This is a genomic window from Amycolatopsis pithecellobii (genome assembly GCF_009707865.1).
Lineage (GTDB): Bacteria > Actinomycetota > Actinomycetes > Mycobacteriales > Pseudonocardiaceae > Amycolatopsis_E > Amycolatopsis_E pithecellobii.
Window position 1 is genome coordinate 191,202 of record NZ_WMBA01000003.1, and the last position, 20,766, is coordinate 211,967.

Below are 20,766 nucleotides of genomic sequence, written 5' to 3' on the forward strand. Positions count from 1 at the left end.
CCGCCTCACTCCTTTGCCGCGAGGTCCACGACGGTGAACCACGGATGTTCCGGCGAGTGCGGCTGCTCGGGCCCTGGTGCGTGGATGACGAGGTGACGCTCGAAATCCGGACCTTCGTTCCACTGGCGGTGCGGTACCCCGGCCGGGATGACGACGAGTTCCCGTGCGTGCGCGACGTGTGTCGTCAGGGCGTACTGGACGTGCAGGCTGCCGTCCAGGACCAGATAGAACTGGTCGTAGTCATGGATGTGCAGCGGGGGACCGGCGTCGCCCGCGGGCTCGGTCACGACGTAGGCCTCGACCTGACGGGAGCCCTTGGCCCGGGTGATGAGTTTCTCCATTCGCCTGTTCTCGCCGTCGAAGGGGGACAGGTCGCGGCACTCGGTGTAATAGGGAAGCCCTTGCGCATCGGTGGACGTGGTTTTGTCGCCCAGAGGGCGGCCGATGATGCCACCCGGCGCGAGAATCTCCAAATGTATTTCGTCCTTGTCACCGGGGTTCCAGTTGTGGTGCGGGACCCCGGCGGGGACGAAGATCACCGATCCCGCCGTGACGTCCTTGACTTCCTCGCCGAGCTGGATGGTGATATCGCCGTCGAGGACGTAGTAGATCTGGTCGCTGGTATGGGTGTGATTGCCCGGCCCTTTCGCCCCGGCGGGGACGAAGGTCGAGATGAGAATGCAGCTCTCACCGTTGTAGATGACCTTGCCCCGGTAACCGTCTTCAAAGGCGATATTGGCGGTGTCGACGTCGAAATCGAACTTTCGGATGGGTGAAAACATTCAGATCTCTCCCGTTTCTGTGACTGCGCCCATACCTCCGCCGCCGGCGGATTCGAGTAGCAAGCGGTCGCCGACCTCGACGCGACCACGGAAGCGCGAAGGGAGGACCTCGCCGTTGAGTTCGGCGTTGGACGGGAGTCCCTCGCCGCCGCCGAGGAGCCCTTGCGGCGGCATATGGGTTCGCTGCCGCAACACGTCCACGGTCGCCCCGCACCGGACGAACTCGAACTCGACGATCATGCCGTCGCCACCGGTGGTCCTCCCGGCACCGCCGGACCCGGCGCGGCGTTCCTGGCGCAGGTACCGGACATATCCCTCTTGTTCCGTCAGTTCGATCTGCTTGCGCCGGGCGCGTGCGGGGAACGTCGTCGCCACCAGTCCGTCGCGATGGCGGCGCGCGCCCTGTCCGCAGCTCGCGGTGACCCGGCCTTCGGGCGCCACGCCTTCGTCGGGGTTGAAGTGGGCCATCACGTCGGGTCCGCAACTGTCGGCTGCGAGAAATGGCGGCTCCGCGTCCGTGAGGGCACGCAGGACGAGCTGTGTCACGTTCTGACCGATCGCGGTCCGCATCGCGGTCGGTGCGGGATGTTTGCAGGCGACGATCGACCCTTCGGGAGCGACGACCTTGATCGGCGCCATCGTGCCCGCGTTCCACGGCAGCCGGTTGGTCACGGCCAGCCGCACCGCGTACTGGCTGTATCCGGCCGTGTAGACGAGCGTGGAGTTCACCCCTCGGCGCACCTCGTCACAGGTCCCGGCATAGTCGACGACGACGTTCGCGTCGTCGTCCACGGTGACCCGGACGCGCACGTCGAGAGGTTCACTGCCGGGGCCGAGCGGGTCGAATTCGACCGAGGCGCTGTACTCGCCCGGCCGCAATTGCCGCAGAGCGTCCCGCATGGCCCGTTCGGACCGGTCGATGATCTCGTCCGAGAGGGCATCGAGATCTTCGAGATCGAGCTCGTCGAGGAGGCGTTCCACGCCCTGGGCCCCGATCTGGATGCCCGTGATGGCGGCTTCGAGATCACCGGCGAAGTACTCGGGGCGCCGGACGTTCGCGAGCATTACCTGGTAGAGCTCTTCGTTGCGCTGTCCGGCCGCCACCAGCTTCACCGGTGGCAGATAGAGGCCTTCCTCGTAGATGTCGTTGGCCCAGCTCGTGATTCCGAGTCCGCCGATGTCGGTTGCGTGGAAGATGGCTCCGGCCGCTCCCACGAGGCGTGAGTTCCGGAAGATGGGTGCCACCACCGCCACGTCGAGCAGGTGCCCTGAGGTGACCCACGGGTCGTTCAGCACATAGACATCGCCTTCCCGCATCGACTCGGCCGGATAGGCGCGCATGACTTCCTGGCACACCGCGGCGATCGGCGCCATATGACCGGTCGAACCGATGTCGCTCACGATGAGCAGCCGGCCATGCCGATCGACGAAGGCCAGTGCGATATCGACGAGGTCCTGCACGGTCGGGCTGAACGCCGTACGGTAAACGCTCGTGGCGGCGCTGTTCGCCAGTGCCATGAGCCGGTCCCAGGCGACTTTGACGACGACTTCGTCCATCTTGTCTCCAGTGGGTTCAGGCATGCGGAGCCACCGCCTCGAGGATGAGTGTTCCTTCGTCCAGCCGCTGCCAGTTCCATCCGGGCGGCACGACGGTGGTGGTGTGGTTCTCGGTGATCAGCGCGGGACCACTGCCGTGGGCCGTCTCGCCGACTCGCTGGTACGCCGGGATCGTCGATGGTCCACTGTGGACGAAGGTGGCGCGCGTCGTCCGTGGTTGATCGCTGCCCGCGGGGATGTGCGAGGTGTCGAGCCGGATATCGGGCGTCCTGCCCAGTCCCTCGACCCGGAGGTTCACCATTTCCGTTGCGGCGTCCGGACAACGGTTGTACAGCCGCACGTACTCCTTCCGGAACGTCCGGACGACCTCGTCGGCCGGGGGGATCTCGGGCCCCAGGTTGACGGTGAGCACGTGGTGCTGGCGCGCGAAGCGCAGATCCGCCCGTGCCGTCACCTCCACGTCGCCGGATTCCATCACCGTTGCTATCTCCGCTTTCATGTCCTCGAACGCCTCTTGGACCTGCTGGTATTCGGTCGCTGCCCAGGGCAGCCGCAGCTTCAGTGACCGCACCGTCTCGAATTTCTCCGGCGCCCACACCAGGCCCACCGCACTGAACACGCCGGGCTCGGGCGGGATGATGACCCGCTTGATGCCTACCTGGCTCGCGATTCCACAGGCGTGGATGGGCGCTGCTCCGCCGGACGCCAGCAACACGTGCTCCTCGACGCGCCGTCCACGGTCGGCGGCGGCCACGCGCACGGCGCCGGCCATCTTCTCGTTCGCGATCCGGTGGATCCCGAGCGCGACCTCTTCGACCGCGCCATCGCCGTCCGGCGCACCGGATGCCAAGCCGGCTACGGCTGTACGCGCCAGTTCGGGGTGGATGTCGCTGACTCCGCCCAGGCGCTGCCAAGGGGGAAGGTAACCCAGCACGACATTGGCGTCGGTGACCGTGGGAAGTGTCCCTCCGCGCCCGTATACGGCCGGACCGGGTTCCGACGAGGCACTCTCGGGACCGACCTCGATCAGTCCCAGTTCGTTTCGCCGCGCGATGCTACTGCCGCCGGCGCCGATCTCGACCAGGTCGACCGAGGGGACGAGCAACGACATGCCGGATCCCGTCCGGTGCAGCTCGTCCCGCGCGACCTCGATGGTGTGGGAGAGCTCGATGGGTGCGTGCGGCTCGATGAAAACGATCTTGGCGGTGGTCCCGCCCATATCGAGCGCGACGACGGGCGCTCCCGCCTCGCGGAGGAAGTCCGAGGAGCCGATGAACGCGTGTGCCGCCGTCACGCCGGCGGCCGGCCCCGATTCGACGATCCGCACCGGCAGGTCCTGCGCGGTGCGCGCCGAGCACAGGCCGCCGTCGGACAGCATCATCATGAACCTGCTGTCCGCGCCGAGTCGCGCATGGGTTTCGTCCTCGAGCCGGGCCAGATACTGCTTCATCACCGGTTTGACGAAGGCGTTCGCGACGGCCGTGATGGTGCGGTAGTACTCGCCGGCCTCGCGTGAGGTGTCCGACGACAGGGACACTTCGAGTTCGGGGCGCAGTGCCAGCAGCGCATCGCGCACCTCGCGCTCGTGAGCCGGGTTCATATGCGAGTTCAGCAGCGAGACCGCGACCGTTTCCGTCAGACGAGGGGCGATTTTCTTGATCGCGTCGTGATCGAGGGCCGCGATTTCGGCGCCCTGGAAATCGGTGCGCTCTGCCACCTCGTGGATGTTCTGCTTGTCCACCAAGGGCGGCAGGTACTCGATGTCGAGGTCCCAGATATCGAATCGTTGCAACTGAGGGAAATCCAGCACATCACGGAAGCCGTCCGTGGTGACGAGCGAGACCTCGGCTCCGTCTCGCGTCACGTAGGCGTTCGACACCAGGGTCGTGCCGTGGATGAGCCGGGTGGAGACATCGGAGGGAAGGTCAGGGCCGGGTCCGGGCAGTGCCGCCAGACACCTGTCGATACCGGCCCGGATGGCTTCCAGCAGGTCGCCGTAGGTCGTCATCACCTTGGCGGTGAAGACGAGCGCGCCACCTGCGCTCAGCACCACGTCAGTGAAGGTGCCGCCGATGTCGACACCGATCCTGATGCTGTCTTTTCGAGTCACGCCCCGGGCCTCCTGCTTCGAACGGCCGGGTCGGACGTGCTCCGGCGGAATAGCATCGAATAATCATCCCGTCTGGAAAGAATGGCTTCGGTTCGAATTCGCAATCCTCGCGGCACCTCGCCCGCGGCGCAAAGGCGCGGACGCCGTGCATTGCCTGCCTACGATACTGAGCTTCTTGCAAATATGTCAATAGTCTGACACATGTGACCGATGGTGCGGGGGTGGGCAGGTTATGTGGTGTCGCCGGCACGCTCCCAGTCGATCGGGGAGTGCCACACGCTGGGACCGGCTGTGGTCATCATGATCTCGGGCACGAAGCACCGGTCCGAGGTCCGGAGAAGAAAGCGGACGGCCTCGGCCACGTCGTCGGCCGTGAGCATCCGGTCGCGGATCGAGCCGGGCGCCCATGACGTCCCCGGCGTGTCGACGAAGCCGGGAAGCAGCGCGGTGACATGGATGCCATGCCGGCTCAGTTCGGCGTGCGCCACGTTGCTCAACGAGACCAGCGCCGCCTTGGTGGCCGCATATGCGGAGCCGTTCGGCGGATTCTCCTTGGCCGTCAGTGAACTGACGTTGACCACGACACTCTTCCCGCCCGCTGCCGCGCTCTTGACGAGAGACGGGATGGCTGCCTGCAAGGTCAGATAGGCGGCCTTGAAGTTCAGCGACAGCTCCAGTTCGAGCTGCTTGGGGGACTTGTCGGCGATAGGACCGACGAATCCCACGCCGGCGTTGTTCACCAGTACGTCCAGGCCGCCGAACTCGGCCAAGTGCGACTCGACTGCCCGCGTCCCGACATCGGGTGAGGCGAGGTTGGCGCTGAGCGTCGCCACCCGGGCGCCGAGCGGGACGAGGCCTCGGGCCGCGGAGCCGAGCTTGTTCTCGTCGCGGGCCACGAGCGTGAGATCGAAGCCTTCCTCGGCGAGCATCTGCGCGATGGCGAGTCCGATGCCCGCGGATCCCCCGGTGATGAGCGCTGTCCGGGACGAGCTCGGGCTCGTTGCCGGCGTGGTGGCTGAGGTCATGCGATGACGCCTCCTGGGACGATTGACAGTGCCTGGCAATTCTGTCAGTCTTTTGGCACTACTGACAAATCGAGGTGGTCATGCTGACAGAATTGACCGGATCGGTCCGATGAGGCGGCGGATAGCGGTCGTCGGCGGCGGCCCCGGGGGTGCGTTCGTCGCGCGACTTCTCCGGATGGCCGGCCGCGATGACGAGGTCGTGCTGTACGAGGAACACCCCCCGCTGGCGACCTTCGGGTTCGGAGTCGGCCTGAGTATCAGCACGCAGCAAAGCCTGAGTGCGAGCGATCCGGAGACGTTCGAACTGATCGCACGGCAGGCCCAACGTGGCCATGGCGTCCGCCTGCATGCGGAGCGCGGGTCGGCCTGGATGGCCGGGAACGACCAGACCGCCATCGCACGGGCGGAGCTGCTGCGGATCCTGTATCACCAAGCCGAACACGCCGGTGTCCGCATGGAGATCGGCGCGCGGCACAGTGCGTTCGAGATCGATGCCGATATCGTGGTCGCGGCGGACGGGGCCGGTAGCGCGACGAGGTCGGCGCGCGCGGACGCTTTCGGTGCCCAGGTTTCACTCGGGCGTCAGCGCTACATCTGGTGTGGTGCGGACTTCGCGCTTCCCGATGCCGTCTTCGCCGCGGTGCACACCGAACACGGCGTCTTCACGACACACTCGTATCCGTTCCGGAACGACCGCAGCACGTTCTTGGTGGAGACGGATCCACATACCTGGCGGGCGGCCGGCTTCGAGCACACCTCGGAGGGGCTCCAACCGGGCGAGTCCGATACGACCACGCTGGCGTATCTCGAGAAGATTTTCGCCCCTCACCTTGCGGGAGGGGCTTTGCTGGGTAATCACAGTCGCTGGACCCAGTTCCGGACGGTGCGGTGCGCTCGTTGGTATGACGGCAATATCGTCCTGCTCGGTGATGCCGCGCATACGGCTCACTATTCGATCGGGTCGGGTACCAAGCTCGCGATGGAAGATGCGATCGCGTTGTCGGGGGCGCTTGCGCGCCACGATGATCTGTCCACCGCCTTCGCGACCTACCAGCAGGTTCGGGCACCCCGGGTCGCCCGCTTGCAGGCGCTGGCGGACCGCAGTCAGTTTTGGTGGGAGTCCTATGTGTCGCGCCTGGACATGCCACCGGAGCGTCTGCTGCTGTCGTTCATCACCCGTGCCGGGAACGTCTCCCTCGATGCCTTTCAGGAGCGCGAGCCGAAGCTGGCCGAGCTTGCCCTGCGCCAGTTCGCAGGCGATGCCCCGCCTCGCGAGCCGGATTCGCTGACCGATTGGGTCATGAGCCGGCCGTTGCGAAACGGCGCATTCGCGCTCCGCAGCCGGGACGCCGCTCGCAGCGGGCTCGAGCTTCTCCGGGAATCGTGCGACCTGCGAGATCCTCGTGACGAGGCCGCGGACCTGTTCATTTCCGGTCGTCGTGCCGCCGTGGACCGTGCTCGCGCCGACGGCGTGGAACTCGACGGGCCGCCGACGCGAGTGGCACTATTGGAGCGCCTCGACGTCGCCGAACGACTGCGGAACGAGGCCGGTCTGCTGACCTCGGTCCGCGCACCCGCGGAGTTTTCGGCAGATCTGGCCGCGGGTATCGCCGCTGGTCGCATCGATCTTGCCTCGATCACCGAGTCCAGGAGATTCTCATGACCACCGCCTCCAGCAAGCTGGTGTCGTTCCCGCCGGACGTCGTGGCCGGCTATCTCGCCAGCGGCGCCTGGCACTCCGAGCCGCTCGCCCGGTGTTTCCGGCGCGTCGCCGAACGCGAGAAGGGCCGCGAAGCTCTGGTTTGCGGAGGTGTTCGGCTGACCTATGCCGAGCTCGATCGCCTCAGTGATCAACGGGCGGCCGGCCTGCACGCGCTGGGCCTTCCGGTCGGGGGTGCCGTGCTTTTGCAGCTCCACAACACCGCCGAAACGGTGGTGACCTGGTATGCCCTGCTGAAGGCGGGATTGGTGCCCGTCTGCACCCTTCCGTTGCACCGGCGGCATGAGATCAGCGAGATCGGCCGGCAAACCGAGCCGGTGGCACACATCGTCGAAGCGGCGAACCCGGGCTTCGATCTTGTGGGGTTCGCGAAGGAGACCGCAGCGCAGGCGCAGCGGCCGTGGCGAGTTCTCGTGAGCGGCCCGATACCCGCCGATACCGCCGACGTCGTCAGCGTTTCCGACTTGGGCAATGATATCGATGCCAAGGAGGCGAGACGGCTGGTCGAGTCCATTCAGGACGGTCTCGCCCCGCATGACGTGGCCGTCTACCAACTGTCCGGCGGCACGACCGGCGTGCCCAAGGTCATCCCGCGGCTGCACGGCGAGTACTGGTACAACGCCGAGCGCTACGCCGCGGTCCTCGAGTGGGACCGGAATGACCGCGTCGCCTACATCGCCCCCGTCATGCACAACGCGGGCGTTGTCTGCGGGATCCATGGGCCGCACTCGGTCGGTGCCACCGCGATCCTGGGTGTGCCATCCCTTGAGCCGTTGTATGGGCTCCTCGCCGGGGAAGCCGCCACCGATATCGTGCTCGGCCCCTTCGCGTACGAGGCGGCAAGCGACGAACGGCTGGCGGAGGCAGCTGCCCTTAAGCGAGTCATCTTCAGCGGGAAGAAGGTGCCGGGCCACCACTTCGCCGCCTTGCAGGAGCGGGGAATCTGGGCGGGACAGCTGTTCGGCATGGGGGAGGGGCTGTGCATGACGACGCCGCTCGACGCTCCGGCTCAGGTGCGGGCCACCACCGTCGGCATCCCGATCTCCGAGCATGACGAGGTTCGCATTCTCGAGCCGGGCACCGAAAACGACCTGCCCGACGGCACAGTCGGGGAATTATGCGTCCGCGGTCCGTACACCATCCGCGGGTATTACGACGCGCCGGAGCACAACGAGCGGGCGTTCACCTCGGACGGCTTCTACCGCACGGGCGACCTCGCGATGGCGACGACCATCGAAGGCGTGCGGTGCTTCACCATCGAGGGACGGATCAAAGACCTCATCAATCGCGGCGGGGAGAAGATCAACGCCGAGGAGATCGAGCTGCTTCTGGTGAGCCACCCCGACATCATGGAGGCGGCACTCGTCGCCATGCCGGACACGCGCCTCGGCGAGCGGGCGTGCGCCTATGTGGTCGGGCGCGCCGGGGTCCGGCACGACCTGGCCACCATGCGGGCCTACTTCGAGGACCTGGGTGTCGCGAAGTACAAGTGGCCCGAGCGGATCGTGTGGCTCGACGAAATGCCCAGGGCGAGCCAGGTCGGCAAGATCGACAAGAAGCTGCTGCGGAAGTACGCCCGCAGCGAGACGCCGGAGGTCTAGACCGCGGTCGTCGCCGATCCGCTCTGACAAACTCGAAAGGAGCTCATCATGACTGAGCTGACCCACACGGTGCGCGGTGTGGACCATGCCGCGTTTCCGACCTACGACCCCAAGGCGACCATCCATTTCTACCGTGACGTACTCGGCTTCCCGGTCGTGCATGCGACCTGCGCACTGGGCTGGGGCCCGGAGGCGCATCCGGACTTCATCCACTTTTTCTTCGATATCGGCCAAGGCGACCGGCTTGCCTTCTTCTATTACTTCGGTGTCGAGAAGTACGAGGACACGCGGCTTCCCGAACTTCTCAAGCGGGCACGGCATCTGGCCATCCACGTCGACACCGAGGAGGACCTGCTGGAGTACCGGCGCCGGCTCGATGCCAGCGATCACCCGTGTGAGCTCCAGGTCCGCCACGAGACGGTGGAATCGATCTATGTGACGGATCCGAACGGCTACTTGATCGAGGTCACACGTCCGCTCCGGGCGATCACCGTCGAGGACGACATCGACGCCAATCTCAGTGCCGATGCGCTCATCGCGGTGGCCGACGATCCGGAGCCGTCTCTCCAGCGGTTCTTCGAGATCAAGGCAGAGCTGATCGCGAGCCGGTACGCCGGCGAGCCGGCCGAGGGCACGTTCGTATGATCACGTTGTACATCCTCGACGTCGCCGATTTCCGGCCCCTGGCGCAGGTCGCGGCCAAGAACCCCGCGGTGGCCGTGGTGCGGCGCGGCCCGTATTTCGAGCTGAGGAGCGCCGGTCCGTTCGAGATCGACCGGAACGCGACGGCGTGCCGGAACGCGGTGTGGTTCAGTTCGGTGGCCGCGATCAGCGGGGGGACCGTCGTGCGATGGGACAAGACCGTCATGCGCCTGGAGCCGTCCGCGGGAACCACAAAGGACGGTGCGCATGGCTGAGGCGGTGGACCGGCTGGGAGCCGGGCGAACCGTCGCGGGGATCGCGGCGCCGGAGTCGGTCCAGACCAGTCTCCACGAGCTGAAGACATTCGATGGCGCACAGGTTTGCGGTGTCCTGCATCGCCTTCCGGGCTCCAGCACGGTGATGGTGCTGATGCATCCTCGCCAGTCGCTCGCCCATCACCCGATGATCGGCTGGTTTCTCACCATGGGCGCGTCCGTCTGGACCCAGGACACCCGCTCGCCCAACAACGATCTGAACCTGGTCCATGAGCAAGCCATCCTCGATCTCGCCGCGGGACAGGTGTTCCTGCGGGACCTCGGCTTCGAATCGGTTATCACGTTCGGTCACTCCGGCGGCGGGGCCTTGTCCGCGTTCTACATCGAGCAGGCCGCTCTTCGACCGGAGCTCCGCATCGACGTCACACCCGCCGGCCGGCCGATCGCCCTCGCCGGCGCGGTGATGCCGGTGCCGGACGCGGCCCTCTTCCTGGCCCCGCACCCCGGTCAAGGGCGGGTGCTGCTGAGCTGCATCGACCCGTCCGTCGCGAGCGACGACGACCCGTTGAGCGTCGTGCCGGAGCTCGACATGTTCGACCCGCGCAACGGCTTCGCCACTCCGCCGGCCGCGTCGAGTTATGCCCCGGATTTCCTGACGCGGTATCGGCAGGCTCAGCTGCGGCGGATGAAACATATCGATGCCGTCGCGCGTGAGCGTGCCGGCGAAGCGGCCCAGGCGCGTGCCCGATATGCGCGGACGGAGGATCCCCGGGACAGGCGTGCGGCGCTGGCTCCCCGGTTGATCACCACATACCGGACGGACGCCGATCCGCGCTATGTGGATTTGAGCCTGAGCCCGAACGACCGGCCTTATGGCTCGCTTTTCGGGCGCCGCCCCGATTTGACGAATTATGGCTTGGTCGGGTTCGGCAGGCTGACCACTCCGGATGCGTGGCTGTCCACCTGGTCCGGCCTCAGCTCGAATGCGGTTTTCGAACGATGCGCCGCCGGAATTCACGTTCCCACGCTGTATCTGGAGTTCTCCGGGGATCAAGCCGCTTATCCCGACGATGCCGACCGGATGTTCGGTGCGATTCCGGCGGCGGACAAGTCCCGGAGCGTGGTCCGGGGGATGCATTTCGGTCAGCCATTGCGACCGGATGAGCCCACCGGATACGAAGTGGCCGCCGATGTCCTGGGGCCATGGCTCGCCGAGCGGTTCGAGCTCGTCGCCGTGCGTGAAACGATTTGAAAAGCGGGTAGCTAGGATGACAACGTGGTAGCTCGTCGATCGTCAGCCAGGACCAAGGGTGCGGCACCGGCCGAAAGCCCCGTCGAGGACACCCCGGAGCCCGAGGACGAGGCCGGAACAAGTGCTCCGCGGCGCAGGCGATCGAAGCGCCGCGATCTGGTCCTGGCCCAGATTTACGAAGAGGCCGCCCGCCTGTTCGCCGAAAGAGGGTACGCGGGGACAACGCCTCAGGACATCGCCGACGCGGTGGGAGTCAGCCGGCAGGCTCTCTACTACTACGTGCGCAGTAAGGAAGAGATCCTTGCTGGTCTGGTCGCCGAGATGACCAGCCAGATCGTCCAGGAAATGCGCCGCATCGTCGATCTCGGCCTCGATGAGCCCGAGACCTTGCGCCGCCTGGCGGCGCACATGGTCACCGATCGCGCCCGTAACCGGACCCGGTTTCGAATGCTTGATCGTTCGGAATCCGCGCTTCCCCCGGAACTGGCGCGTGAGTTTCTGCAAGGCCGCCGTGACGTCCTCAATCTTCTGGTCGACGTCATCAAATCCGGTGTGGCGGCGGGACGGTTCGTGACCCGCGATCCCCGGGTCGCGGCCCTGTCTGTCATCGGCATGTGCAACTGGGTTGCCTGGTGGTTCGAACCAGGCCCAGGGCACCCGGTCGAGCCCATCGCGGATCAGATCGCCGATAGCGCCGTCTCTACGCTCCGGCCGCTGGGGCCATCCACCGTATCCAATGACCCGGCGCAACTCATCGCCGCGATGGAGGCCGAACTGGCTCAGTTGAAGAAGCTGACGACGGGGTCGTGATCGCTATCCGGGGAGGCCATCGCACCGCACAATGGCCTCCCCGCAACGCCTTTACGGGATCAGCAGCAGTTTGCCCGTGGTCCTGCGTGATTCGATATCGGTGTGGGCCCGTGCTGCCTCGGCCAGCGGGTAGCGGCCTCCGATCCGGACGACCAGCTCGCCCTTCTCCACGAGCGTGAACAGCTCGCTCGTGTGCGCTTTGAGTTCCTCGGGCGTGCGGATGTGGTCCTCGGTCACGCCGTAGGTGAGGCGGGTGCTGCGCGGAATCTCGTTCATCGCGATGACCGGCACGTCCCCGATAAGCGGCCCGTAGAACACCAGCGTGCCGTGGGTGCGCAGCACCTGCAGCGACGCGTGGAACGTGGTGGCACCCGCGCCGTCGAATACCGCGTGCACGCCCGCGCCACCCGTCAGCTCCCGCACCGGCTCGACGAACGCGCCACCGGTGGAGACCAGGACGTGATCAGCGCCGGCCTCGGTGGCGGTCTCGACCTTTTCGGGCCGCGACACCAGGCCGATCACGGTGCCGCTACGGGCTTTGATGAGCTGGGTGAGCAGCATCCCGACCCCACCGGCGGCGGCGTGCACGAGCGTGATGTCGCCAGGCTGCACCGGGTGGGAGACGGTGCTGAAGTGGTGCGCGGTCAGGCCCTGCAGGAGCAGGGCCGCGGCCGTCTCGTCGTCGATGGCGTCGGGCACCGCGACGGCACCGGTGGCGGGGAGCACGATCTGCTCGGCGTAGCTGCCGTGCGTATTGATCGTCAACCACGCGACCCGATCGCCCGGGGCGAACTCGTGCACGCCTTCGCCCGTCTCCACCACCACGCCGGCGCCTTCCGCGCCCGGCACCTCCGCCAGGCGCTGCCTGCGGATGGCGGTATCGAAGAAGTTCACGCCCGCCACGCGGACGTCCACCAGAATCTCCCCGGGGCCCGGCCGGGGAGCCGGCCGCTCGCGCAGCTCCAAGACCTCCGGCCCACCTGCTTCGTTGATCACGATCGCCTTCATGCGGCCACCGTAGGCACGGCAAAATGTACCAGCAAGTACAATCCGGCGGCGCGTGCCAGTACGATCCGGGCATGACCACCGCGAAGGGTGCCGCGACCCGCGGGCGCATCGTCGAAGCCGCCTCGACCGAGATCCGGGAACGCGGCCTGAATGTCATCACGCTCGACGACGTGTGCCGGCGCAGTGGCACGGGCAAGAGCCAGTTGTTCCACTATTTCCCCGAAGGGCGGGAGCAACTCCTGCTCGCGGTCGCCGAACTCGAGGCCGAGCGGGTGTTCAACGACCAGCAGCCGTATCTCGGCGAGCTCACTTCGCGCGCGGCCTGGGAGAAGTGGCGCGATGTCGTCGTCGAGCAGCACCGCAGCCAAGGACTGCATTGTCCGCTCGGGATCCTGGTCGCCGATGTGGGCCGGTACAGCCCGGCGGCCCAGGCCGTCACGGCGCAGCTGATCGGGCAGTGGCAGGCGTGCGTCCGGGCCGGCATCGAGGCCACCCAGGCGACCGGCGAGGCCGATCCGGCGCTCGACGCCCAGCGCACCGCCGCGGCGGTGGTTACCGCCATCCAAGGCGGTGTCAGCATGATGCTCTCCACCGGCTCCGCCGACCATCTGGAGGATGCGCTCAACCTTTGTCTGGACCACCTGTTCTCGCCGGCGCGCGGAGTGAACAGCTGACTCAACGGAAATCGTCAGCGGCGGCCGGGATCCAGCACGATCATCGAGCCACCCCAACCGCCCCAGAAGCAGATTTTTTATCCAGTTCCAGGGGTGGGGGAGGGATGATCTCGGCCATGCGATCGTCGTCTCCCGCCCTGGTCCGATCTGGAAGTCTGCCTGGAGCGGCTCGGCGATCTCGGTCCGCACGAACTCCTTGAGCGGCAGGCCCGACACTCGCCGGACCACTTCGCCCACCAGGTATCCCATGTTGCCGGCGTGCTAGCCCGAAGCGGTCCCCGGCTGCCACCACGGTGCTTGAGCCGTGATCGTGTCCTCGGACCACGTGCGTCCCCATGTCCGTGCACTGTCTCTGTCATGGCTGGCAACGGTGAACCAAGCCGACGCGGGGATAGAGATCCGGCTCGCCGCAGTTGTCCGACTATTTGGGGGTGCTCGGCGGGACGGGGCTCACCGCCTATATCGGTCTGACCGAGATCGCTCCGGTGGCCAAGGGCGATGTGGTTTTCATCTCCGGTGCGGCGGGTGCGGTCGGGCTCGCGGCCGGATCGATGGCGCGAAGCGTGCCGGCCCCACGGGCGCGTAGCGCTGTGCGGGGCGATCTCCCAGTACAACTGGACAACGTGTCCGTGGCCATCGTCAAACGCTTGTCGCTCAAGGGTTTCATCGTGTTCGATCACCTGGACCGGCAGACCGTGTGGGAAAAACGCTGGTGAAACTCAGCTGATCCCTTCCACTTTCAACATATAGCCGACAGGGGGGCTTGCGGCAAGACCCGGGTCGTCCCTCAGAATGGCCGGCCGAAGGTCAGGACGAGGGGAAATGGGGACTCTGCAGTGCGTTTCTTGTTGACGACATGGGGATCGCGCGGGGACGTCGAACCGCTGGCGGGGCTCGCGGTGGCGTTGCGGGAACTGGGCGCCGAGGCGCAGGTGGCGGCGCCGCCGGATGAGGATTTCGCGGCGCTGCTGGCGCGTGCCGGCGTGCCGTTGGTGCCGCTCGGCCCGACGGTGCACTCGGTGGTGGCCAACCCGAAGCCGCCGACGCCGCAGGACGCGTTCAAGCTCGCACCCGCGCTGGTCGCCGCGCGGTTCGAGACGCTCAGCGCGGCGGCCGAGGGATGTGACGGGCTGCTGGCGACCGGTCTGATGCCGGCCGGCGCCCGGGACGTCGCCGAGAAACGGGGCATCCCGTATGTGCTCGCGTGCTTCCATCTCCTCGGGCTGCCGTCGCGGCATTTCCCGCCGGGGAGGCGACCCGGCACACCGTCCCCGGAGGGCGAGACCGACAACCGGGTGCTGTGGGAGCAGGACGCGCAGCGGGTGAATGCCTTGTACGGCGAAGCACTCAACACCCATCGGGCGGCGATCGGCCTGCCACCGGTGGACAACGTCCGCGACCACGTCCTCACCGGGCAGCCGTGGCTCGCCGCGGACCCGGTGCTGTGTCCCTCGGAAGGCAGGACGGATCTCGACGTCGTGCAGACCGGGGCGTGGATCCTGCCCGACGACCGTCCACTCCCGGATGGGCTGGAGGCGTTCCTGGACGCCGGCGCGCCACCGGTATATGTGGGCTTCGGCAGCATGGCCTCGTACATCCCCAAGGACATCGCCCAGGTGGCCATCGAGGCGGTCCGCGCGCAGGGCCGCCGGGTCCTCCTCGCCCGGGGCTGGGCCGAACTGACCCGGATCGACGACGCCGACGACTGCTTCGTCGTCGGTGAGGTGAACCAGCAGGCACTGTTCCCGAGGGTGGCGGCCGTCGTGCACCACGGCGGCGCGGGCACCACCACGACCGCGGCCAGGGCCGGTGCGCCCCAGGTGATCGTGCCCCAGGTTGCGGACCAGCCGCATTGGGCCGCCCGGGTGGCCGAGCTGGGTATCGGGGTGGCACACGAGGGCCGGGCGCCGACGGTCGGCTCCCTGTCCGCCGCGCTCACCACGGCCCTCACCCCGGAGATCCGGGCCGAAGCCAGGACGGTGGCCGGCACGATCCGTCCCGACGGGGCGACAGTGGCCGCGAAACTGCTCCTCGATATTTCTGCCCGGCACTAGACCACGAACTCGGCGCCGGCGGCCAGCGCCACCTGGGGGCCGAAGAGCCTGGCCGGGGTGAACGCACCGGGGCGGCCCTCGCCTTTGGCCAGGCGCAGGGCCACCTCGGTGACGGAGCCGACGGTGAACGTCATGCCGTCGCCGGTGCGCAGCCAGCCCTCACGCACGCGACCGGAGGGCCATTCGACTCGGGCGCGGCCCCAGGACGATCGGCGCGGGCGTTCCTTGGCCGTGGTCGACGTGACGCGGGCGAGCCGCCGGGTGGCGAAGCCGGCCAGGCCGGGCAAACGCAGCACGGCACCGATCGCCGGCAGAGCCGCCCGGACGACCGGGTTGGCCGGGGCGAGAGCCGAGGCGCCGATCACCGACAGGGCACCGCTGGCCTGCCACGCCGCGAAAAGCTCGCCGCCACCCACGGAAGCGGTGGTGACCACATCGCCGTCCGGGGTGGTCGAGCGCTCAGCGGCCCGGCCGGCCCGGGCACGGACCATCCGGCCCTGCCGCACCTCGCGGCCGCCGTCGAGCAACGCGTGCACGATGGTGGCGGCCAGGGCTTCGCCGAGGGCGCCGGGTTCGATCGCGACTGACGCGACGGCGTCGACGCGAACTCGCGAAGGTTTTTCCCCGGCCGCCAGCAGATGCAGCAGGATGCTTTCGGTTGCTAGCACGCCGAAGCCCGCCCCGGAGACCAGCGTGCGACCGGTCGCCGCCGCTTCCCGGTCCATGCCGTGGAGCTGTTCGAACGCGCTCAGTTCGTTGCCGACGTCGACGTAGTGGGTGCCCGGCGGGCAGGCCCGTGCCACCCGCGACGCCGTGACCGCGAAGGGGCCCACCGTGTTGATCACGACGCTCGGTGCCTCGGTGGCCAGCCGCGCGCAGACCTCGTCGAGCGAGCCGGTCACCGCCCGGGCGTCCGGACTCACCTGGGTCAGCCGCTCCCGGTCGCGGCCGCTCACCACCACCTCGGCGCCCGCCTGCCGCAGCCGCTCCACCGCCTCCCGGCCGACCCGTCCCGTCGCGCCGAGCACCCAGATCTCACCGGTCATCTTCGCCTCCCTCAGCCATGACACGTCATGTCATCACTATGACATAGCACGACACGACATGTCATCACTAGAATCCGGCGCATGGGTCGATGGCAGCCGGGTGCGCGGGAACGGCTCGAGCAGGCCGCGCTCGATCTCTTCCTCGAGCAGGGTTTCACCGAGACCACCGTGCCGCAGATCACGGCGCGGGCCGGGCTCACGACCCGGACGTTCTTCCGGTACTTCGCCGACAAACGTGAGGTGCTGTTCGCCGGCGAGGAGCTGCTGCCCGAGCGAGTGGCCCGCGTCATGGCCGAGGCCCCGCCGTCACTCGGCCCGATGGAGCTGATCACCGAGGGCCTGGCCCCGGCCGCGGCCGAGATCTTCGAGGGCCGCGGCCTCGACTACCTGCTACGCCGACGGGCCGCGATCGACGCCGAACCCGCCCTTCGTGAGCGCGAGCTGCGCAAGTTCTCGCTGCTGTCGGAGGCTCTGGAGCAGGGCTTCCGCGACCGCGGCGTCGACGACCTGACCGCCCAGCTGGCGGCCGAGATCGCCGGGACCACGTTCCGGCTGGCCGTGACCCGCTGGCTCAACCAGCACGGCGACCCCGACCTTCCGGCCACCATCAACCAGACCCTGGCGGCGATGAGGAACCTGACGACGACGCCGGATCCAGCCGGGTGAGGGTCACCGGGAAATCGGTTTGTTCCGGCTGCCCGGTCAGTGGATCCACCTCGGTTTCGTCGGTGAGGCTGTTCAGTTCGCGAGTACGCCGTCCAGCCAGTCGAAGGCGCGCTGGTGCCACAGCGCGAGGGCGCCCTCGTGGCAGTGCTCCCCGCCGCCTTCGTTCTCCGCGAAGACGAAGAGTTCCTTTGGGCAGGTCAGTGCGTCGTGGATCTGCTCTGGCTGGCCCTTGAAGAACTGATCGGCCTCGGCTTCCAGTACCAGCGTCGGGCAGCTGATCCGGTCGGCGATTCCCTGCATCGTGTACGACTTGGTCGCTTCCACCAGTTCCTTGGCGCTGTCGACGCCGAAGGTCCACAGGCCGTTGAGCACGGCCCACCGCGTCTGCGTGCTGACCTTCGCCAGCCCGTCGCGGCTGATGTCCGCATCGCCCAGCGAGAGCTGGTGGAAGGCTTCGTGTACGTCGTAGACGCCGTCGTGCAGAACGCAGGACGCCAGGCGGTGCTCGAACGCCGCCGCGCGGGCCGCGAGATAGCCGCCGAGACTGGTGCCGATCAACACGATCCGGTTCGCGTCGACCTCCGGCAACGTCAGGGCGTAGTCGACGACCGGGGTGACGGCCGCTTCCCAGTCCGGCCGGAAATGGATGCCCTGTTCGCGCAGGGCGCTGCCCTGACCGGGGCCGTCGAAGGCGAGCACGTGGTAGCCGCGTCGCAGCGCGCCGGCCGCCAGCGCCAGATAATCCTCCTCCAGAGTCGAGTCGTAACCACCGTGGTAGACCACCGTCGGCCGGGGCGCTCCGGAGTCGTCCACGAGGAACAGATATCCGGGCAAGGTGGTGTCCTCGAAGGGAATGCGCACCGGCCGGGCCGGGAAGTCGAACAGTTCCGCGGCATCGGCGAACGTCTTCCGCGAGGCGGCGGAAAGGCGGGCGGACTCGGCATCGTTGACCGGGTCGTCACGGCGGTAGAAGTCGGCGGTCCGGTAGTAGTTCGATGCGCGCAGCAGCGCCTCGCGCGCGCTGACCTTGTGCCCGGCCGCCAGCGCGGTCCGCCCGATGGCCTCCACCCGCTCGGCGGTCGCGGCCCATTCCGCCGACCAGGCCTGCTCGTCGCCTTCCGGGACCTGCCGGCACGTCACGAGCACTTCGCCGAGTTCGGCGCCACTGTAGGTGGCGTAGCCGGCGGCTCGCAGCGCCTCGAACGAGAACGACTCGTCCTCAAAGATGAACTTCATCGCCTGCCCCAATCCGTCAGAACGAGACGGTCTCGTTCCTTCTTCCTCGGATGACGATAGTGACCCTTTCAATGGAACGCAACCGTTCCGTCCGGGTTAGGATCGCGGCCATGACGAAGCAAGACGCGCCGAAGCGGCGCACGAGCGGCGGAGCGGTGCTGCGGCAGGGAGTGACCGAGGCGATCGAAGCCGCCGCGTTCGCGGAACTGGGCGACAACGGCTACGCCCGCACGTCGATGGACGCGATCGCACGGCGGGCAGGGGTGGGCAAGGCCGCGCTCTACCGGCGCTGGCCCTCCAAGGAGGCCATGCTGACCGACCTCATCGGGCACGCGGTGCGCGGATCCCTACCGCCCGCCCCGGACACCGGCGCCCTGCGCACAGATCTCCGCGAGATGCTCGGCCGTTTCCGCGATCAGCTCGGCAACCCGCTGGTCAGCCGGATCGGCCTCGGCCTACTCGCGGAGGCGGCGCACAGTGCCGCGCTCAACGATGCCCTGCAGGAACTGGTCGCCGTGCCGCGGCGCGCCGCGGCACGGCGACTGGTGGAGGCGGCGATCGACCGTGGCGAGCTGCCGGCCGAACTCGACGCGGAACTCGCGATGGACCTGTTGGTGGCACCGCTGGGACTTCGCATGCTGGTCATGGGCGGCCAGGCCGACGACACCTATCTGGAAACCCTCGCGCGGGCGATCGAGGCGGCCCTTCGCGCTGCCGTCCCGCCGGAACGAGCCTGAGCGGATTTCACCAGGTGGGCCGCAAGCGCCGGTTCTTCATGGAAGTGGTTCGCTCAGCCGGCGAACCGGGCGAGGTGCGGGCGGATGAGCCGTTGCACGGCTATCGACGGCCCGACCCCGAGCTCTCGGTGCAGCTGAGACCTGTAGTGCTGGAAGTGCCTGATGGCCTCGGATGTGTTGCCCTCGCTCAGGTACGCACGCATGACCACGGCGTGGGCGCTGTCCCGGAAAGGCTCGAGAGTCGTCGCGGCGAGAGCGGCGCGCACCGCGTCGCTGGGTTGATCACCGCGGAGTAGCTGGTCGGCAAGGGTTTCCAGGGCGCGCACGTGCTGCAGCCGCACTCGCTCGCGCTCCACCAGCACCCAGTCGTCATACCAGCCAGGGAGCAGCTCGCCGTGCGAGGCGAGAATGTCGAGCACGCCGCGCTGGTCGGCCAGGGATTGCAGCCTGCTCTGGTCGAGGGGGTAGCGCGCGACCTCGGCCAGCTGGTGGACGTCCACCGTGACGTCGGGGTGAAGGTCTACGTCGTGTCTGGTCGAGGTCAATAGTTCCGGTACATGGGAGCGGGCCCGCCACACCGCGGTGCGAAGGCTGGCCAGCGCGTTTTCCTGAGACTGCTCGGGCCACAATATGCCGGCCACATAGCCACGAGGCTGGCGTTGACGCAGCGCGAGGAAGGCGACGAGACGTTGGACGCCCGGTGCCAGTTCAATTCGTGAACCGCCGTGGCGCAGAGAAAATCCCCCGACGAGCGTGAGATGGCATCCCTCGCTGGGGTCCCCGGGTCTCAGCCATCTTCCTCGCTCGCTTCGTACGTCTCTCATCGTCTTCCTTTCTTTTCCTCACGCCGAGTGATGTGCGTGCCGTGCTCCCGGAGGGTGGGGACGAAAGTATGAAAGGGAGTCCAGTGTGGACAGCTGCTCCGCACGTTGCGCTGAGGACAACGGAACGGTGTGAATTGACACGCTGATTCTCGCCACACCGGGTGTGGCTGATCAAAGCGGTCGCCAAGGTGCAAACCGCCCCCTCCCACCGGTCAGGCACCTGTCAGGTTGTGTAGCTGATCGTCGAGGTCCGGGACGGTGGCCGCCGCCGGAAATTCCCTCTCTTTTCCAGAGAAGTCGTCGACATGACCAAACCCCGGATCACGCTACCTCCCCGATTGCCGCGCATCAACGGGCAATGCGATCGCACGGCCACGAGCGCGGAAGTTCATTCTTTTGAGGAGGTTCGGCATCCCGGTGCGTGGTATCTCGCTCAGAGTGTTTGTCCCGCAATGAGTTGGGGGACTTTCGTACAGCACGTGCAGGTTGCCCCGAGGGTGCGGACGACTATTGGGAGTCCGGTCACCCGGCACTGCATTCTGTGTTTTTTCACGGGTCTCGATGCCTTATGCGGGCAATTCGGGAGGCCGGTGCCATTCTCGGCGATTCGGGTTACAGGTCGCCATAATCACGGCCATTGTTCGTGAACAGCTTTCCCGTGTGTGGTGCGGGCCACGGCCGGATTCGATCGCGGACTGGTTGTGACGGTGCGGTGACTGTCAGGGCTCTTACTGGTCGGGTGCACGG

Annotated in this window: 19 protein-coding genes; 11 read left to right on the plus strand and 8 right to left on the minus strand. The window is 67.4% G+C overall.

The window, feature by feature from the left end; translation table 11 throughout:
• Window positions 1-5: 5 nt before the first annotated feature.
• The 4 genes from GKO32_RS03570 to GKO32_RS03585 all read right to left on the minus strand — a co-directional run bounded on the left by GKO32_RS03570 (window position 6) and on the right by GKO32_RS03585 (window position 5,474).
• Window positions 6-782, minus strand: a complete 777-nt coding sequence (locus tag GKO32_RS03570; RefSeq protein ID WP_154755301.1) for a cupin domain-containing protein — start codon at window positions 780-782, stop codon at window positions 6-8.
• Window positions 783-2,363: a hydantoinase B/oxoprolinase family protein gene (locus GKO32_RS03575; RefSeq protein ID WP_154755302.1), complete on the minus strand. Its 1,581-nt coding sequence runs from the start codon at window positions 2,361-2,363 to the stop codon at window positions 783-785.
• Window positions 2,356-4,449 carry a hydantoinase/oxoprolinase family protein gene (locus GKO32_RS03580; RefSeq protein WP_154755303.1) on the minus strand — a complete coding sequence of 698 codons (2,094 nt, stop codon included), beginning with the start codon at window positions 4,447-4,449 and terminating at the stop codon, window positions 2,356-2,358. Before GKO32_RS03580 ends, GKO32_RS03575 begins: the two co-directional genes overlap by 8 nt.
• A 230-nt stretch (window positions 4,450-4,679) precedes the next feature.
• Window positions 4,680-5,474, minus strand: coding sequence for an SDR family NAD(P)-dependent oxidoreductase (locus tag GKO32_RS03585; RefSeq protein ID WP_154755304.1), 795 nt, complete (start codon window positions 5,472-5,474; stop codon window positions 4,680-4,682).
• A 109-nt stretch (window positions 5,475-5,583) separates the two neighbouring features.
• Here GKO32_RS03585 and GKO32_RS03590 point away from each other — a divergent pair, with 109 nt between their 5' ends.
• Genes GKO32_RS03590 through GKO32_RS39625 form a run of 6 tightly spaced genes read left to right on the plus strand, consistent with a single transcriptional unit; the run spans window position 5,584 to window position 11,774 of the window.
• Window positions 5,584-7,137, plus strand: a complete 1,554-nt coding sequence (locus tag GKO32_RS03590) for an FAD-dependent monooxygenase (protein ID WP_154755305.1) — start codon at window positions 5,584-5,586, stop codon at window positions 7,135-7,137.
• On the plus strand, window positions 7,134-8,795 hold the full coding sequence (locus tag GKO32_RS03595) for a (2,3-dihydroxybenzoyl)adenylate synthase (RefSeq protein WP_154755306.1): 1,662 nt from the start codon (window positions 7,134-7,136) through the stop codon (window positions 8,793-8,795). The genes GKO32_RS03590 and GKO32_RS03595 overlap by 4 nt, the downstream gene beginning before the upstream one ends.
• 48 nt (window positions 8,796-8,843) lie before the next feature.
• Entirely contained in the window at window positions 8,844-9,440 is a 597-nt protein-coding gene (locus GKO32_RS03600; RefSeq protein WP_154755307.1) for a VOC family protein, read from the plus strand.
• Window positions 9,437-9,712 carry a hypothetical protein gene (locus GKO32_RS03605; protein WP_154755308.1) on the plus strand — a complete coding sequence of 92 codons (276 nt, stop codon included), beginning with the start codon at window positions 9,437-9,439 and terminating at the stop codon, window positions 9,710-9,712. The genes GKO32_RS03600 and GKO32_RS03605 overlap by 4 nt, the downstream gene beginning before the upstream one ends.
• A complete protein-coding gene (locus GKO32_RS03610; protein ID WP_154755309.1) occupies window positions 9,705-10,964 on the plus strand; it encodes an alpha/beta hydrolase in 1,260 nt (419 codons plus the stop codon). The genes GKO32_RS03605 and GKO32_RS03610 overlap by 8 nt, the downstream gene beginning before the upstream one ends.
• A 24-nt stretch (window positions 10,965-10,988) precedes the next feature.
• Window positions 10,989-11,774, plus strand: coding sequence for a TetR/AcrR family transcriptional regulator (locus GKO32_RS39625; RefSeq protein WP_154755310.1), 786 nt, complete (start codon window positions 10,989-10,991; stop codon window positions 11,772-11,774).
• Window positions 11,775-11,825: 51 nt separating this feature from the next.
• Here the strand turns inward: GKO32_RS39625 and GKO32_RS03620 are convergent, their stop codons facing one another.
• A complete protein-coding gene (locus GKO32_RS03620) occupies window positions 11,826-12,782 on the minus strand; it encodes a quinone oxidoreductase family protein (RefSeq protein WP_154755311.1) in 957 nt (318 codons plus the stop codon).
• A 71-nt stretch (window positions 12,783-12,853) separates the two neighbouring features.
• On the opposite strand from GKO32_RS03620, the gene GKO32_RS03625 reads away from it, so the two are divergent.
• From GKO32_RS03625 to GKO32_RS03635, 3 genes are all read left to right on the plus strand, one after another.
• Window positions 12,854-13,456 carry a TetR/AcrR family transcriptional regulator gene (locus GKO32_RS03625; protein WP_154755312.1) on the plus strand — a complete coding sequence of 201 codons (603 nt, stop codon included), beginning with the start codon at window positions 12,854-12,856 and terminating at the stop codon, window positions 13,454-13,456.
• A gap of 413 nt (window positions 13,457-13,869) precedes the next feature.
• The gene (locus GKO32_RS03630; protein ID WP_208024257.1) at window positions 13,870-14,172 is read left to right on the plus strand and encodes a hypothetical protein; all 303 of its coding nucleotides are present in this window, start codon (window positions 13,870-13,872) and stop codon (window positions 14,170-14,172) included.
• A gap of 120 nt (window positions 14,173-14,292) precedes the next feature.
• Window positions 14,293-15,510 carry a glycosyltransferase gene (locus GKO32_RS03635; protein ID WP_312867469.1) on the plus strand — a complete coding sequence of 406 codons (1,218 nt, stop codon included), beginning with the start codon at window positions 14,293-14,295 and terminating at the stop codon, window positions 15,508-15,510.
• On the opposite strand, the gene GKO32_RS03640 is transcribed toward GKO32_RS03635, so the two are convergent.
• Window positions 15,507-16,556 (minus strand): saccharopine dehydrogenase family protein, encoded by a 1,050-nt coding sequence (locus GKO32_RS03640; protein WP_154755313.1) that lies wholly within the window; start codon window positions 16,554-16,556, stop codon window positions 15,507-15,509. The genes GKO32_RS03635 and GKO32_RS03640 overlap by 4 nt on opposite strands.
• Window positions 16,557-16,637: 81 nt before the next feature.
• On the opposite strand from GKO32_RS03640, the gene GKO32_RS03645 reads away from it, so the two are divergent.
• The gene (locus GKO32_RS03645; RefSeq protein WP_154755314.1) at window positions 16,638-17,222 is read left to right on the plus strand and encodes a TetR family transcriptional regulator; all 585 of its coding nucleotides are present in this window, start codon (window positions 16,638-16,640) and stop codon (window positions 17,220-17,222) included.
• Between the two features lie 72 nt (window positions 17,223-17,294).
• On the opposite strand, the gene GKO32_RS03650 is transcribed toward GKO32_RS03645, so the two are convergent.
• A complete protein-coding gene (locus GKO32_RS03650) occupies window positions 17,295-18,458 on the minus strand; it encodes an alpha/beta hydrolase family protein (protein ID WP_154755315.1) in 1,164 nt (387 codons plus the stop codon).
• A gap of 110 nt (window positions 18,459-18,568) precedes the next feature.
• Between GKO32_RS03650 and GKO32_RS03655 the strand changes: the two genes are divergently transcribed.
• Window positions 18,569-19,195, plus strand: a complete 627-nt coding sequence (locus GKO32_RS03655; RefSeq protein ID WP_154755316.1) for a TetR/AcrR family transcriptional regulator — start codon at window positions 18,569-18,571, stop codon at window positions 19,193-19,195.
• A gap of 53 nt (window positions 19,196-19,248) precedes the next feature.
• Here GKO32_RS03655 and GKO32_RS03660 read toward each other — a convergent pair whose 3' ends face one another.
• Complete coding sequence (locus GKO32_RS03660) at window positions 19,249-19,836, minus strand: AfsR/SARP family transcriptional regulator (RefSeq protein WP_166459359.1); 588 nt, start codon at window positions 19,834-19,836, stop codon at window positions 19,249-19,251.
• Window positions 19,837-20,766 lie beyond the last annotated feature (930 nt).